Below are 14,136 nucleotides of genomic sequence, written 5' to 3' on the forward strand. Positions count from 1 at the left end.
AAACGTTATCATTGATACATGATGACGTTTCTTTTGTTATAATAAAGAGTGTACTTTTTATTACTAGATTTTATAGAAAGGAGCTTAGCTCGCGTGAATAACGAAAAAATATATGAAACACTAGAATTCGATAAAGTATTGCAGGCAGTTCAAATATTTGCTCAGACTGAATTGGCAAAGCACTTGATTGCTAAAATGCGCCCAAGTTCTGATCGAGAACGATTAGAGCAGTGGCAAGCAGAAACAGAACAATCTTTATCAATCTTAAATCAAAAAAAATCGATGCCAATCCCTCGTTTGAATAATCTAGGCAATGCCTTGAAACGTTTAGAATTAGGTGCAAGTTTAAATGGACTTGAGATTGCACAAATTGGCCGGTTATTGATTACGACCCAACAAATCATTAACTTCTTCGATGCATTAGCAGAAGAGGATAAATATTTCCCAGCTTTAACACATTGGGCTCATCAAGCAATTAGTTTGCCAGATTTGATGAAATTAATCGAACAATCCGTTACGGAAGAAGGATCAGTTTTATCTTCTGCTTCAATCAAATTAGCAGGTATCCGTAGAGGGCAGCAACAGGCAGAACAACAGATTCGTAATCAATTAAGTCAAATGCTTAAAAGCAAAGCTAATCAATTGTCTGATAGTTTGATAACTGTGAGAAATGGTCGTTATGTATTGCCGGTGAAAGCAGAATATCGCCATCAGTTTGGTGGAACAATTCATGATCAGAGTAGTACTGGACAAACTTTATTTATTGAACCACAAGCGGTGATGCAACTAAATAATAAATTAGCTGAATTGCAAGTCGAGGAAAGGCAAGAAATTGAACGAATTTTACAAGAAATTACAGAGAGTTTAATGCCATATCATCAAGAAATTTCTCAAAATCAAGCAGTTATTGCGCAACTTGATTTTATACAAGCCAGGGCAGAATATGCACGTTCGCTTGAGGCAACTAAACCTGTATTCTCGGATAATCGTCACGTAGCGATGTGGCAGGCTAGACATCCGTTGCTTGATCAAACACAAGTTATCGCAAACGATATAATTTTAGGTGAAAACTATCAAGCGTTGATTATTACCGGGCCTAATACGGGTGGGAAAACAATTTTATTAAAATCCTTAGGCCTTATTCAATTGATGGGGCAATCAGGTTTACATATTCCTTGTGATAAAGGCAGTCAATTAGGCATATTTGATCAAGTATTTGCCGATATTGGTGATGAACAATCGATTGAACAAAGTCTAAGTACTTTCTCTAGCCATATGACCAATACGGTGAGAATTTTAGACAATATGACTTATGAGTCATTATTGTTATTTGATGAGTTAGGTTCAGGGACAGACCCTCAAGAAGGCGCAGCATTAGCAATGGCAATTTTAAGTTATATCAATAAAGTTGGTTCAACTGTAATGGCTACAACGCATTATCCAGAGTTAAAAGTTTATGCTCATGATGCACCGAATACGATTAACGCGAGTATGGAATTTGATAGTAATACGTTATCTCCTACTTATCGTTTATTAATCGGCATCCCTGGTCGCAGTAATGCATTAGATATCTCAAAACGTTTAGGCTTGCGTGACGATATTCTTCAAGAAGCGCGTCAAGGCATCTCGCAAGATACTCAATCGGTTAATGAAATGGTGGCCAATTTAGAGAGAGAACGTCGTGAAGCAGAACTAAACCACGCTGAAGCATTAGAGCAATTAGCAGCAGCGGAACAACTTCATCAAGATTTAAGAACTGAATATAATCGTTGGTTAGAACAAAAGAATGAAATCGTTGAAAAAGCTAAACGAGAAGCAAATGAAAGAGTCATTGCATCACAAGAAGAAGCAGCTAAGATATTACAAGAAATACGTGATTTACAATTAGAACAAGGGCAAAATAAGACAATTAAGGAACATATCTTAATTGACAAGAAGAAAGCCTTTGACGATCTAAAATTACCTGAAAATTTGAAAAAGAATAAAGTATTAAAACGTGCCAAACTAGAGCAGCAATTAAACGTGGGAGAAGATGTAGAAGTTTTATCTTACGGTCAAAGGGGAACCATCATTGAACAAGTTACTAAAGACGAATATATTGTTCAAATGGGCATATTAAAAATGAAAATTGACGTTAAAGACTTATCACCAATTAAAAAAGTTGAAAGTAAAGCAAAAGTTAATGTTCAAAGAAATGCCGGGACTAAAGTTAGTACAACACTTGATATCCGTGGCGAACGTTATGATCAAGGGATTCGTCGATTAAACCAATATCTTGATTCAGCTCTTTTGTCGAATCATCCAATGGTAACGATTATTCATGGAAAAGGCACGGGTGCACTTAGAGAAGGTGTGCAATCTGTATTGAAAAGACATTCACAGGTAGATAGATTTGAGTATTCGGCTCCTAATGCGGGAGGGGATGGGTCAACTGTGGTGTATTTCAAATAGATTCAAATATATATTTGATTGTCGGGCGATTTTGTGGTAACATGTTCTTAAGCATGGTATGATATCAATATTAATAAAAGAGAGGGTTTTTTATAATGGCAAATATTATTACAGATAAAGATTTCGCAACAAAAACATCAGAAGGAGTAACTTTAGTAGACTTTTGGGCACCATGGTGTGGTCCTTGTCGTATGCAATCTCCAATCGTTGATGAGTTAGCAGAAGAAATGGAAGGTCAAGTTGCGGTATATAAAATGAACGTTGACGAAGAACCTCAAACAGCTCAAGGATTTGGGATCATGTCAATCCCAACATTATTAGTTAAAAAAGATGGCGAAGTTGTTGAAAAATTAGTTGGTTTCCACGACAAAGCTCGTCTACAAGAAGTATTAAATCGTCACATATAATCATCAATTCATAAAATTTTAAGAATTCTTATGCCTCATATAATCGCCTATAGCATAGTCTTTGGTGTATTATTATGAGGCTTTTTTGTATGCATTATTTGAAAAATGAGTGATTTATGCTAAAAAAATGAGAAATGCATGGTATAATAGTCGGTAGCCACAAAGTCACAAATATCAAGGAGGATTATATTTTGATAATCGGAGTACCTAGAGAGATTAAAACAAGTGAGAATAGAGTGGGCTTAACACCAGGTAATGTCGCTACCTTAGTAGCTGAAGGGCATACAGTTTTTGTTGAAGAAGACGCCGGTTTAGGTTCAAATTTCACAAATGATGAGTATTCAAAAGCTGGTGCTGAAATTAAAAATAATATTGCAGATGTTTGGTCTGCTGAAATGATCATTAAAGTTAAAGAACCTTTAAAAGAAGAGTTTCAATATTTCCGTGAAGGACTAATATTATTCGCATATTTACACTTAGCTCCAGAATATGAATTAACACAAGAGTTATTAAATAGTGGTGTCATTGCTATTGCCTATGAAACGATGGAATACCAAGGAACATTACCATTGTTAACACCAATGAGTGAAGTAGCTGGAAGAATGGCTATTCAAATTGGAGCTAATTTATTAGAACAGCCCAATGGTGGAAAAGGGATTTTATTAGGTGGAATTCCAGGAGTATCAAGCGGTAAAGTTGTTATTATTGGTGGTGGTACAGTAGGATATAATGCTGCGAAAATGGCGTTAGGTATGGGAGCTCAAGTTTCAATACTTGATTTAAATCCAATTCGCTTAGCTGAATTAGAAAATTTATTAGGTGACCAAATCGAAACATTGATGTCTAATACTGAAAATATTGAACGTTCAGTGGCTGAAGCAGATCTTGTTATTGGATCTGTTCTAATACCAGGTGCCAAAGCCCCCGTTTTAGTTACTGAAGAAATGATTAAACAAATGTCTGAGGGATCTGTTGTGATTGATATTGCGGTAGACCAAGGTGGAAACTTTGAGACAACCACGCATGCAACTACTCATTCAGACCCAACCTATGTTAAACACGGGGTAGTTCATTATGCAGTCGCTAACGTACCAGGGGCAGTTCCAAGAACTGCTACTTTTGGTTTAACCAATGTTACGTTAAGATATGCACAATTGATTGCTTCTAAAGGAGTACGTTCTGCAGCTTTGAATAATAGTACTGTACTAACAGGAATTAATACATATAAAGGTAAATTAACTAATAAAGGTGTTGCTAGTTCTCAAGACCGAGACTACACAGAAATATCTGATTTAATCTAACTCTTGAAGTAGCACAATTTTATGTTAAATGACAAGACCCGTCTATTTATTAGCCGGGTCTTTATTTAGCTATCGTTAGCTGATTTAGAGATAAAACGGTACAATTAATAATATATTATTAGTATTTGGGAGTGATAGCGATGGAATTAATAAAATCATTGATAGACAATTTGAATACATTGAGTCTACTCACCATATTAACGCGTGTTATTTTGGCAGTGATAATCGGTGGAATTATTGGTTTAGAAAGAGGAATTAAAAGCAAATCTGCAGGTCTGCGTACTAATATATTAGTTTGTTTAGGCTCTACAATGGTGATGATGACGAACCAGTATATTTACGAGACGTTCGGTAGTGTTGATCCAACTCGAATGGGAGCTCAAGTAGTGAGTGGTATTGGTTTTTTAGGCGCTGGGACGATATTAGTAACGAGAGGCAAGCAAATAAGGGGCTTAACGACAGCAGCAGGTCTATGGGTAGCAGCTTGTCTAGGTTTAGCAATAGGAATTGGTTTTTATTCGGGAGCGATTATTGGAGGCATTTCAGTCTTGTTAACTTTAACCTTATTTGATAGCATAAATGAATATTTCATAAATCGACCCTATACAATTGATTGCTATATTATATTTGAAACGACGAATGATTTTTATACTTTATTGAAGAAAGCTAAAAATGATTCTTGGTCAATTATAGAAATTGAAACGAATCATTCGGTTATTGATGCGCCACATTATACATATGAAATTACATTTCAGTTAGCATCAAAAAAATCAGTAGATGGTTTTATAGAAGAATTAAACCATCAAACAGGAATATTGTTTATTAAAGAAGTCTGAAAATATTGAAATAATCAGATTAACAAGAACTTTAGATGGTGAATAATATTGATTGTATTGTTTTTACGAATGATAGTATTTTGTAAAATAATAAATACGAACTTATACTTTCAATTTGCCAAATCTAATGTATAATAGGTTTTGTTAATCTAATTCTAATTTTATTAGTTGATTTTAACAAAAATATTTTAAGGAGCGATATCGAATGACAGTCTATAACTTTTCTGCAGGACCGGCAATACTACCAAAACCTGTGCTAGAACAAGCGAAAAATGAATTATTAAATTACAGAGGTAGCGAAATGTCCGTAATGGAGTTGAGTCATCGTTCCTCCCTATATGATAATATCATTAAAGAAGCAGAGGCTCTATTAAGAGAGGTAATGGAGATTCCGGATAATTATCATGTGCTATTTCTTCAAGGTGGAGCTAGTTTGCAATTTAGCATGGTTCCTTTAAATTTAGCTGTAGGGAAAAAAGTTTTGTTCGTCAATACCGGTGCATGGGCAAAAAAAGCCATTGCGGCAGCAAAGAATGTAGCTGGAGTTGAAGTAGAAGTCATTGCTTCAAGCGAAGACAAAAACTTCTCATACATACCTGAAATTAATCCAGAAATGATTGATCAAGATGCGGCTTATTTACATATTACAACAAATGAAACAATTGGCGGTATTGCATTTAAGGAATTACCTACTACTGGAAAAGTTCCAATTGTAGCTGATATGTCTTCAAATATTTTGTCGAATGATTATAAAGTTGAAGATTTCGGTGTGATATACGCTGGAGCTCAAAAGAATATAGGGCCGGCCGGCTTAACAATCGTCATTATTCGTGATGATTTATTAAATGCTGAACCTGTTTTCGCACCCATGTTAGATTATCGTGTACAAGTAGAAAATGAATCAATGTATAACACACCCGCAACATATAGCATTTACATTGCTAAATTAGTGTTTGAATGGTTAAAAAATTTAGGTGGACAAGCTGAAATGTACCGCTTGAATCAATTAAAAGCAAAAATTCTCTATGATAAAATTGAAGCATCTCCATTGTTTAAGAGTCCTGTTTCAAAAGAAAATCGTTCAATTACGAATATTCCTTTTATTACTGGCGATAGTGAACTTGATAAACTCTTTTGTACTCAAGCTGAAGCGGCAGGTTTTAAGAATATTAAGGGCCATCGCTCTGTTGGGGGTATGCGAGCGAGCATTTATAATGCCTTTCCGATTGAAGGAGTAGAGGCTTTGGTTGAATTTATGACACAGTTTGAACTTGAAAATGGAAATGGAGCGAAGTAAATGTTTCAAATTAAAACGTTTAATGCAATTGCATCAGAAGGTATGAATCGCTTTGGGAAAGATAAATATGCAATTAATGAATCAGATCAACCAGATGGTATTATTCTAAGAAGTCAGAATTTACATGATTTTACTTTACCAGAATCACTTCTAGCAATCGCACGTGCGGGTGCAGGAACCAATAATATCCCAGTACCGTTATGTACAGAAAAGGGTATTGTTGTGTTCAATACTCCTGGTGCGAATGCAAACGCAGTTAAGGAACTTGTTTTAACAAGTTTATTAACGAGTGTGAGACCTGTATTAGCAGGTGTAAATTGGGTGAAAACTCTTGAAGGTTCTGATATTGATACGCAAGTAGAAGCAAATAAGAAACAATTTGCTGGTAATGAACTCGTGGGTAAGAAACTGGGCGTTATTGGTTTAGGTTCAATTGGAGCGATGGTTGCCAATGATGCTTACCGTTTAGGCATGGAAGTAATGGGCTATGATCCGTATGTATCAGTAGATACTGCTTGGAGTATTTCACGTCGGGTGCAACGTGCAACTGATCGTGATGAAGTATTCAAAAACTGTGACTTTATCACAGTTCATGTGCCACTAACAGATGAAACCCGCAATTTAATTGGCGCAAATGAAATTTCAATGATGAAATCTACAGCCAAACTATTCAATTTTGCTAGAGGGGAAATCGTCGATACTGAGGCAGTCATTGCTGCTTTAAAAGAGGGACGTATTGGAGGCTATACTACTGATTTTCCAGAAGAAAAATTGTTAGATTGTCCAAATGTTACAATGTTTCCTCACTTAGGTGCTTCTACTGAAGAAGCAGAGATTAACTGTGCGAAAATGGCAGCCAGAAATTTAAAACGATATTTAGAAACGGGTAATATTAAGAACTCTGTCAATTTTCCTATGGTTGATATGGTATTTAATTCACCTTATCGAATTACCGTGGTGAATAAAAATGTTCCGAATGTATTGGGACAATTATCAACTAAAATCGCAAATGGTGGCATAAACATCGACAATATGATTAATCGAGGTAGAGGTGACTATGCGTATACACTATTCGATATCAATGAGACAGATGTTGATAAAATAACAACTGTAGCTCAAACATTACACGATATTGATGAAGTAGTGCGCGTAAGAGTTATCCCACAACCTACAAGTCAATATTAATAAAAAAAACAGTAGCCTTTATTTGTGCTACTGTTTTTTCGTATTGTAAGGTATTTTAAGTTTTATGTTGATTTACAAAGCTTATTGTTTTCAAAGGCGTTGGTCGCTTTCAAAGACTTACGGTTGTGAGGACTTTTCCAGCTCAATCGGTTAGGCTCTGTCTATTTCACTTTGCTCTTAGGCAAAGCAAGTGATTCTATTAGTAGCGATGGATTGCAATTTTTTCCGATTTGGAAAACAAGTTGCTGAGCTACTCTTAATGGACTAAATAGAATTATTGAGGAGCATGGTCGAGATTTTATTCTGTAGTTCAGAAAATCCAATTCAATGTTCAAACTTGCTGTTTGAGTTTGAACATTGAGGGCTTCAATCATCAAACTCAGACGCCGAGTTAACCCATTGAAAGATAAACATCACATGTAGGGTGGTACCTAGCACATATTTTTACCCTTGAAGTGTAATATTTCATCAGTTTTCATGGCTAAATCAGTTAAAATCCAATTCAATGTTCAAACTTGCTGTTTGAGTTTGAACATTGAGGGCTTCAATCATCAAACTCAGACGCCGAGTTAACACATTGAAAAAGAAACATCATTTGTAAAATGATGTCCAATTCATTTTTTATATTCTAGTTTAAGGGGATATACGTTTAGCGCTGATTTAAGAGGTCTTGTGCTTTCTTTAAGGATAAATATTTGTACCACTTTTCCAAACTGAAACTCGTGGTAGTTCAGCGAAAAAGATCGAAATATATTAAGGATAATGAAGCTAGGCAAGCCATAAATGCTCAGAGTGTAGCTCGAGATTTTCAATTTGAAAAGTATATTTACTGAAAACTTTGTTGCATCAATTGATAAAGTAATCGGATTGCTTTATCAATCTCTGTTTCTGGAATTGAAGAAAAACTAAGAAATAGCGCTTTTCCTTGAGGATACTGTTGGTCCAACATGTAATCTGATAGCATCGTAATTTTAATCCCTTCGAGTTGACAGAGCTGTTTGAATTGTTTCTCATGATAAGGTTTAGAAGGGATAAGCAATATATATAAACCAGCTTCCTCACCCAATATATCTGCATTAGAATCATTAACAAGAATACTTTTGATTAATTTTTCACGCTTTCTTTTATAGAAGCTTCTTGAACGATTAAGATGACTATCAAACTGACCAGAAGCCATAAATTTATAAATTGCCCATTGATTAAGTGTGTTCAGACTACTAGTTAGGTTGCTTAAGATACTACGGTATAACGTTAGTAAATTTGGAGGTAAAACCATATAGCTAATACGAGTTCCAGGTGAAATAATTCTAGAAAAACTTCCCATATAAATCACTTTATTTTGTTTGTCTAATTGCTTTAAAGGAGGGATAGGTATCCCAGAATATTTAAATTCACTATCATAATCATCCTCTATAATATAATGATTTTCACTTTGAAACGCCCACTCTAGGATGGCACGTCTTCTTTCTAGTGGCATTATATTTCCGGTAGGGAATTGATGATTAGGGGTTAAATACAATAACTGAGCTGGTGAAGTCAATAAAGCTTCTGGTTTCAGCCCCAATTCATCTAATGGAATTGGATGGATTGTATAGCCGAGTCCCTTTAATAATTGACTAGCACCTAAGTATCCGGGAGATTCAGTACCAATATGTTTAATTGCTGGTAATAACTGGGTTACTAATTGAATTAGATACTGGCTACTAGGTCCAAGAATGATTTGATTGGCCTGACAAGGAATGCCTCGAGAATTATTTAAGTATTTTTGTAAAGTATAGCGCAATTCGAAAAGACCTTGAGGATGAGTTTGAAATAACAAATCTTCTGTATGTGTGTTTAACAAATCTTGATATATTTTCTTAAAACTTTTGAATGGATATAGGCTTTGATCAGGTATAGATTCAGTAAAATTATACCGATAAGAAGTTTGAATAATAGGTAACGAACAATCTTTTGTAATGTTAAGGGAATCTTCAGTTGGTTCACTTTGAAAGAGATACTTTACATCAGCGACAAAATATCCACTTCTCTCAATCGCTAGAATATAGCCCTCTGTTAATAATTGGTCATATGCATTGAGGACAGTGTTCTGACTAACCCCATTTAATTTTGCCATTTGTCTTTTGCTCATCAGCTTTTGCCCAGTTGTTAATTTTCCATTTTGAATTGCATCTTTAAGTTGCTTGTAAATTTGCAAGTATAAGGGTACCTCTGATTGATTTTGTAAATTCAACAACATATAAAAAGACCTCCATCCATTTTGTTGGTACCATTATACTGTTCTAATCTGGAGCTTTCAATAGATCCAGAAATTAATTAAACTATTAATAGTGAGTGATTGAGGAGGAACATTGTGAATAAGAAGTTGTTATTAGTAAATGATATGCCTGGTGCAGCGAAGGTGGCTGCAAATGTTAATTTTCCAGTTCTTTCTGCTGGTCAAATAGAAGTAGCAATATTACCAACTTTAATATTATCGAACTACGCTGGTAGTCCTGGACCGGTTGTTAAACATCAAATAGGTCAAGATTTTAATGCCATGTTGAATCACTGGGAGTTTTTGGGATTAAAATTCGACGCTATTCTAACAGGATATTTCGGAGAAAGTAATCAAATTGATGAAATTATTTCTTATTATTTGAAGCAAAGCAATCAACCGAAATTATTGGTTGATCCTACAATGGGTGATTTAGGAAAATTGTATAAAGGTTTTGATGCTCATGTAGTTGAGAAAATGACACGACTTATTCAATTTGCGGACTTGGTGATGCCCAATATAACAGAGGCTTGTTATTTAACGAATACACCCTATAAAGAAATCTTTACATTAGAAGAATTGACCGATATTGGAAATAAATTACTTGCACTTGGCGCAAAGAACGTAGCCATCACTGGCGTTTCCGAAGTTGACACAAGTAATGATCAAATAGGATTCTATTTAATAAGAGAGAAACAAAAGCCTGTATTATTATCCCATCAAAGATTTCCAGATCGATTCTTTGGTACGGGAGACTTAGCTGTTAGTTTAATGGCAGTCTTTTACTTAGCAGGTTTTGATATTGAAGCGTCATTGGTTAAAACTGGAAAGTTGATTGAAGAAGTACTAAAAGTAACATTAGAAGTTGGCCAACCTAAAGAAGCAGGTTTGGTGTTTGAACCAATTTTAAGCGAATTATATTCAATGATTTTAAAAGAAAAGGAGTTAAATTAAAATGAAAAAACAAACTAATACTTTTCAATTAATTGAAATTAGTATGTATGCTGCTTTAATTGTAGTAGCAATCTACTTTGTGAGGATTCCAATGCCTACAGCGTTTGTGCATCCAGGGAATGCTTTGGTAATATTGGCAGTTTTACTAATGGGGTTTCGTAGAGGAGTAGTAGCAGCTTTATTAGGCTTATTTATTTTTGATGCTACTGCAGGTTATATCACATCCGTACCCTTTACTTTGTTAGAAAATTTTATCGTCTTAGTGGTTTTAGAAATTATATATAAATATGGTTATCGCCGTGAAGATTATTTCCTATCAATTGTTAGTTTAGGTGTACTTGGAGCACTTACAAAAATAGTCGCTATTTTTATTAAACATACTATAACCCAATTATTACTAGGCAATGCAACGGCTGCAGCTTTAAGTATTGCACTTAGCAAGATGCCAGCATCGTTTATGACTGGTGTCGTGACAGCAGTACTCGTTCCTTTGTTGTATTTTCCGATGAAGAAGGTAGTTGAAAGATTTCATCCAGTGGGCGAATAAGTTTGTTGATGTCTTAACTGCGAATTTTTGTTTTTTGGCGTATAATAGACTAAAGAGGTAGTAAGTGTAGAGGCAAAGGAGGAGTTTTCAATGAGAAATATTAAGTATTTGAAGCAAGTATTCAAAATTCGTCGCATCTTTACTCTAGTTATGATGTTAATAATCGGCTTATTAAGTATCCGTCATTTTATTCACGCTCAAGAATCGGTTGATGGTTTAGATTATGCGCCTAATGTTTTTTATCAAACCTACCAATATGAGGGTGAAGGAAATGAATTTGCTGGCTTTGAAACAACGTTACAGTACTTTCCAGACGAAAATGGTATCTATCAATTTAGTGTGAGTAGCAGTGGAACTACCATTGTGTATATATACCAGATTACGTCGGATGGAATTTATGAATTGGCATATTTCCCAGAAACATATGATAAGCAGGATCTCCGGCAACATGCGGATGCCAACGATGAATTGAAATCGTTGGTATTACCAGCTAAGCTCACAGTAGGACAAAAATTTAATCGTGGTTATCGAAATAATCAAGCTTATCAAGTTGTAGATATCCTTGATACATTCGAACTGCTAGATATTACTTACTATAATGTTGTAGTAATTGAACCCGTGAATCATCCAGAAGGCGCGACACAACGTTTTTATTATGCACCACATATTGGACACATTATGGATGAGTTCATTTTTACTGATGAAGAATCTTACCCGATTACTTCTAGTTTGTACACTTTAAGAGGCCCAACTTATATTTGGCCGACAGATTTTGATTAAATAGGTCAACATCCGATTGAAAGTTCTAGCTGACTTTTGATTGGATGTTTTTTCAAAAATAGGACTTAAGTCCGGATTGCTAAACAAGATGAATATGTTTACAATTAAAGAGTGTAGAATTAAATTAGGAGGTTTTGTATGAAAGATGTAACCAATTCAGCTCAAACAAAAGATAAAAAGACTAAAAAACCTAGTGGACGTGTGCGTCTATTGTATATTATGCTGTTTATTATCATGGTAATTTATTATTATGTGACTTTACCAGCATTTCATTATGCAGCCATTGATTTTTGGTTATTTATTCTAATCTTTTTAGCTGGAGTTTTAGTTATTGAAGTTCTTGCTGATAGCTCTAGTTTTATCTCTGAATTAAAAAGTGGCGATGTAAAGAACATTAATTGGCGTTCAGTACCGAAGAAATATTTAGCAATTATTTTACCATTACCAGTTTTATGGGTAATAGCTATGGTAGGAAATCTTATTTTCTCACCATTTTTCTTCGCTGAAAGTTACGCTAATATGATTCAAATTGAACAAGCAGATTTTGAAACAGAATTCCCAGAAACAGACTTAAACCAGATCACGTTAATTGATCGTGATACAGCAACGCGATTAGGAAACCGTCATCTGGGTGCACTTACGAATTTAGTATCTCAATTCGAAGCTGCAGACGATTATACGCAGATTAACATTGAAAGTTATCCTTATCGTGTTACGCCATTAGAATACGCTGGATTCTTTAAATGGTTGAATAATTTTAGAGAAGGAATCCCTCACTATTTTAAAGTCGATAATGTAACTGGAACCGTAACGGTCGAAACGCCTGAACAACCAATTAAATATAGTTATTCAGATAAATTTGGACGCGACGTCATGCGTAAATTACGATTTAGTAATCCATTTACTTTATTTGAATCACCAAATTTTGAAGTAGATGATGAGGGGAATCCGTATTATATTGCAACAACCTACACACGAAATTTCTTCTTACGAGAACCCGAAGCAAATGGTTTGATTACATTGAATGCGATGACAGGAGAAACAACCAAATATTCGCTTGATGAAGTACCGGAATGGGTTGACCGTGTCCATAGTGCGGATCTAATTTTGCATCAACTTGAAATGAATGGTAAGTTCCAAGGTGGTTTTTGGAACTCAATTTTTTCAAAGGTTGGTGTTACGGAACCAACAGCTGGGTATAACTATTTACCAATCAATGATGATTTATACTTGTATACTGGGATTACTTCTGTTGTGTCAGATGAATCGAACATCGGATTTGTATTAGTTAATATGCGTACCAAAGATACTAAATTTTATCCGTTAAATGCTGCCGAAGAGTTTTCAGCTATGCAATCAGCTGAAGGTAGTGTACAGGAGACAGGATACGTCGCAACTTTTCCATTATTAATAAGTATTGAAGGTCGTCCGATGTATATCTTGAGTTTGAAGGATAGTTCAGGTTTAATTAAAGAATATGCTTTAGTTGATGTTCAAAATTATCAAAAAGTATACATTGAATCAAGTGTAGAACGATTAATGTTGAGTTATGCTGAAGATAACCCAATTAATATTGAGGAAATTGAAACTGAAGAGGCACTTGAAACAATTCAAGGCCAAATTGAAGAAATTCAAGCGGTTGTAGTGGATGGCAATACCATTTATTACTTTATGTTAGATGGTCATGTTTATCGCGCGAATATTAATTTGAACGAAGCTTTACCATTTATTGAAGCTGGTCAAGACGCTGAATTCATTACTACAGAAGATGGTGTGGTAAGAGAAATTCAATTCGATTAACGTATAATCCTTAAGACTCTTTACCTTTATTATTGATAGGTAAGGAGTTTTTAGTATAAGGGATGATAAATTTATAATTGATTTATCGCGCTTTATTACAGGCTCTCATTGGTATGGTGGATTTTCAAGGCGGTGGTCGCTTCCTAGGCTTTATGACATTCGTGCTTATCCAGCTAAAATGTCTAGGTTTTGGCTAATTCGCTTTGCCTATACTCAGAGCTATCTACACCTATTGCCCTTGGTATCGCTTTGGAAAACCACCATGATTAACTACGCTGGATTTTTCAACTTTGAGTAATGGTCTCTAATTAAAAGAAGAAT

The 14,136-nt window shown here is 35.0% G+C and carries 11 protein-coding genes; 10 read left to right on the forward strand and 1 reads right to left on the reverse strand.

Annotated elements, in window-relative coordinates; genetic code table 11:
• Positions 1 to 93 precede the first annotated feature (93 nt).
• From GF867_RS02160 to GF867_RS02185, 6 genes are all read left to right on the forward strand, one after another.
• The gene (locus GF867_RS02160; RefSeq protein WP_366927725.1) at positions 94 to 2,451 is read left to right on the forward strand and encodes an endonuclease MutS2; all 2,358 of its coding nucleotides are present in this window, start codon (positions 94 to 96) and stop codon (positions 2,449 to 2,451) included.
• A gap of 95 nt (positions 2,452 to 2,546) precedes the next feature.
• A complete protein-coding gene (gene trxA, locus GF867_RS02165; RefSeq protein WP_153831484.1) occupies positions 2,547 to 2,858 on the forward strand; it encodes a thioredoxin in 312 nt (103 codons plus the stop codon).
• 191 nt (positions 2,859 to 3,049) lie between these two features.
• Positions 3,050 to 4,159 (forward strand): alanine dehydrogenase, encoded by a 1,110-nt coding sequence (ald, locus tag GF867_RS02170; RefSeq protein WP_153831485.1) that lies wholly within the window; start codon positions 3,050 to 3,052, stop codon positions 4,157 to 4,159.
• 140 nt (positions 4,160 to 4,299) lie between these two features.
• Positions 4,300 to 4,995 (forward strand): MgtC/SapB family protein, encoded by a 696-nt coding sequence (locus GF867_RS02175; RefSeq protein ID WP_153831486.1) that lies wholly within the window; start codon positions 4,300 to 4,302, stop codon positions 4,993 to 4,995.
• Between the two features lie 205 nt (positions 4,996 to 5,200).
• Positions 5,201 to 6,292, forward strand: a complete 1,092-nt coding sequence (serC, locus tag GF867_RS02180; RefSeq protein WP_153831487.1) for a 3-phosphoserine/phosphohydroxythreonine transaminase — start codon at positions 5,201 to 5,203, stop codon at positions 6,290 to 6,292.
• The gene (locus GF867_RS02185) at positions 6,293 to 7,477 is read left to right on the forward strand and encodes a 3-phosphoglycerate dehydrogenase family protein (protein ID WP_153831488.1); all 1,185 of its coding nucleotides are present in this window, start codon (positions 6,293 to 6,295) and stop codon (positions 7,475 to 7,477) included. It begins immediately after the preceding gene.
• Between the two features lie 826 nt (positions 7,478 to 8,303).
• Here GF867_RS02185 and pdxR read toward each other — a convergent pair.
• The gene (gene pdxR, locus GF867_RS02190; protein WP_153831489.1) at positions 8,304 to 9,716 is read right to left on the reverse strand and encodes a MocR-like pyridoxine biosynthesis transcription factor PdxR; all 1,413 of its coding nucleotides are present in this window, start codon (positions 9,714 to 9,716) and stop codon (positions 8,304 to 8,306) included.
• A 114-nt stretch (positions 9,717 to 9,830) separates the two neighbouring features.
• Between pdxR and GF867_RS02195 the strand changes: the two genes are divergently transcribed.
• From GF867_RS02195 to GF867_RS02210, 4 genes are all read left to right on the forward strand, one after another.
• Positions 9,831 to 10,688 (forward strand): bifunctional hydroxymethylpyrimidine kinase/phosphomethylpyrimidine kinase, encoded by an 858-nt coding sequence (locus GF867_RS02195; RefSeq protein ID WP_153831490.1) that lies wholly within the window; start codon positions 9,831 to 9,833, stop codon positions 10,686 to 10,688.
• Between the two features lies 1 nt (position 10,689).
• Entirely contained in the window at positions 10,690 to 11,235 is a 546-nt protein-coding gene (locus GF867_RS02200) for an ECF transporter S component (protein WP_153831491.1), read from the forward strand.
• A 90-nt stretch (positions 11,236 to 11,325) separates the two neighbouring features.
• Positions 11,326 to 12,015, forward strand: a complete 690-nt coding sequence (locus GF867_RS02205; protein ID WP_153831492.1) for a hypothetical protein — start codon at positions 11,326 to 11,328, stop codon at positions 12,013 to 12,015.
• Positions 12,016 to 12,153: 138 nt separating this feature from the next.
• A complete protein-coding gene (locus tag GF867_RS02210; RefSeq protein WP_153831493.1) occupies positions 12,154 to 13,815 on the forward strand; it encodes a hypothetical protein in 1,662 nt (553 codons plus the stop codon).
• The last annotated feature ends 321 nt before the right edge of the window (positions 13,816 to 14,136 follow it).

The organism is Fundicoccus ignavus (assembly GCF_009659375.1).
Taxonomy (GTDB): domain Bacteria; phylum Bacillota; class Bacilli; order Lactobacillales; family Aerococcaceae; genus Fundicoccus; species Fundicoccus ignavus.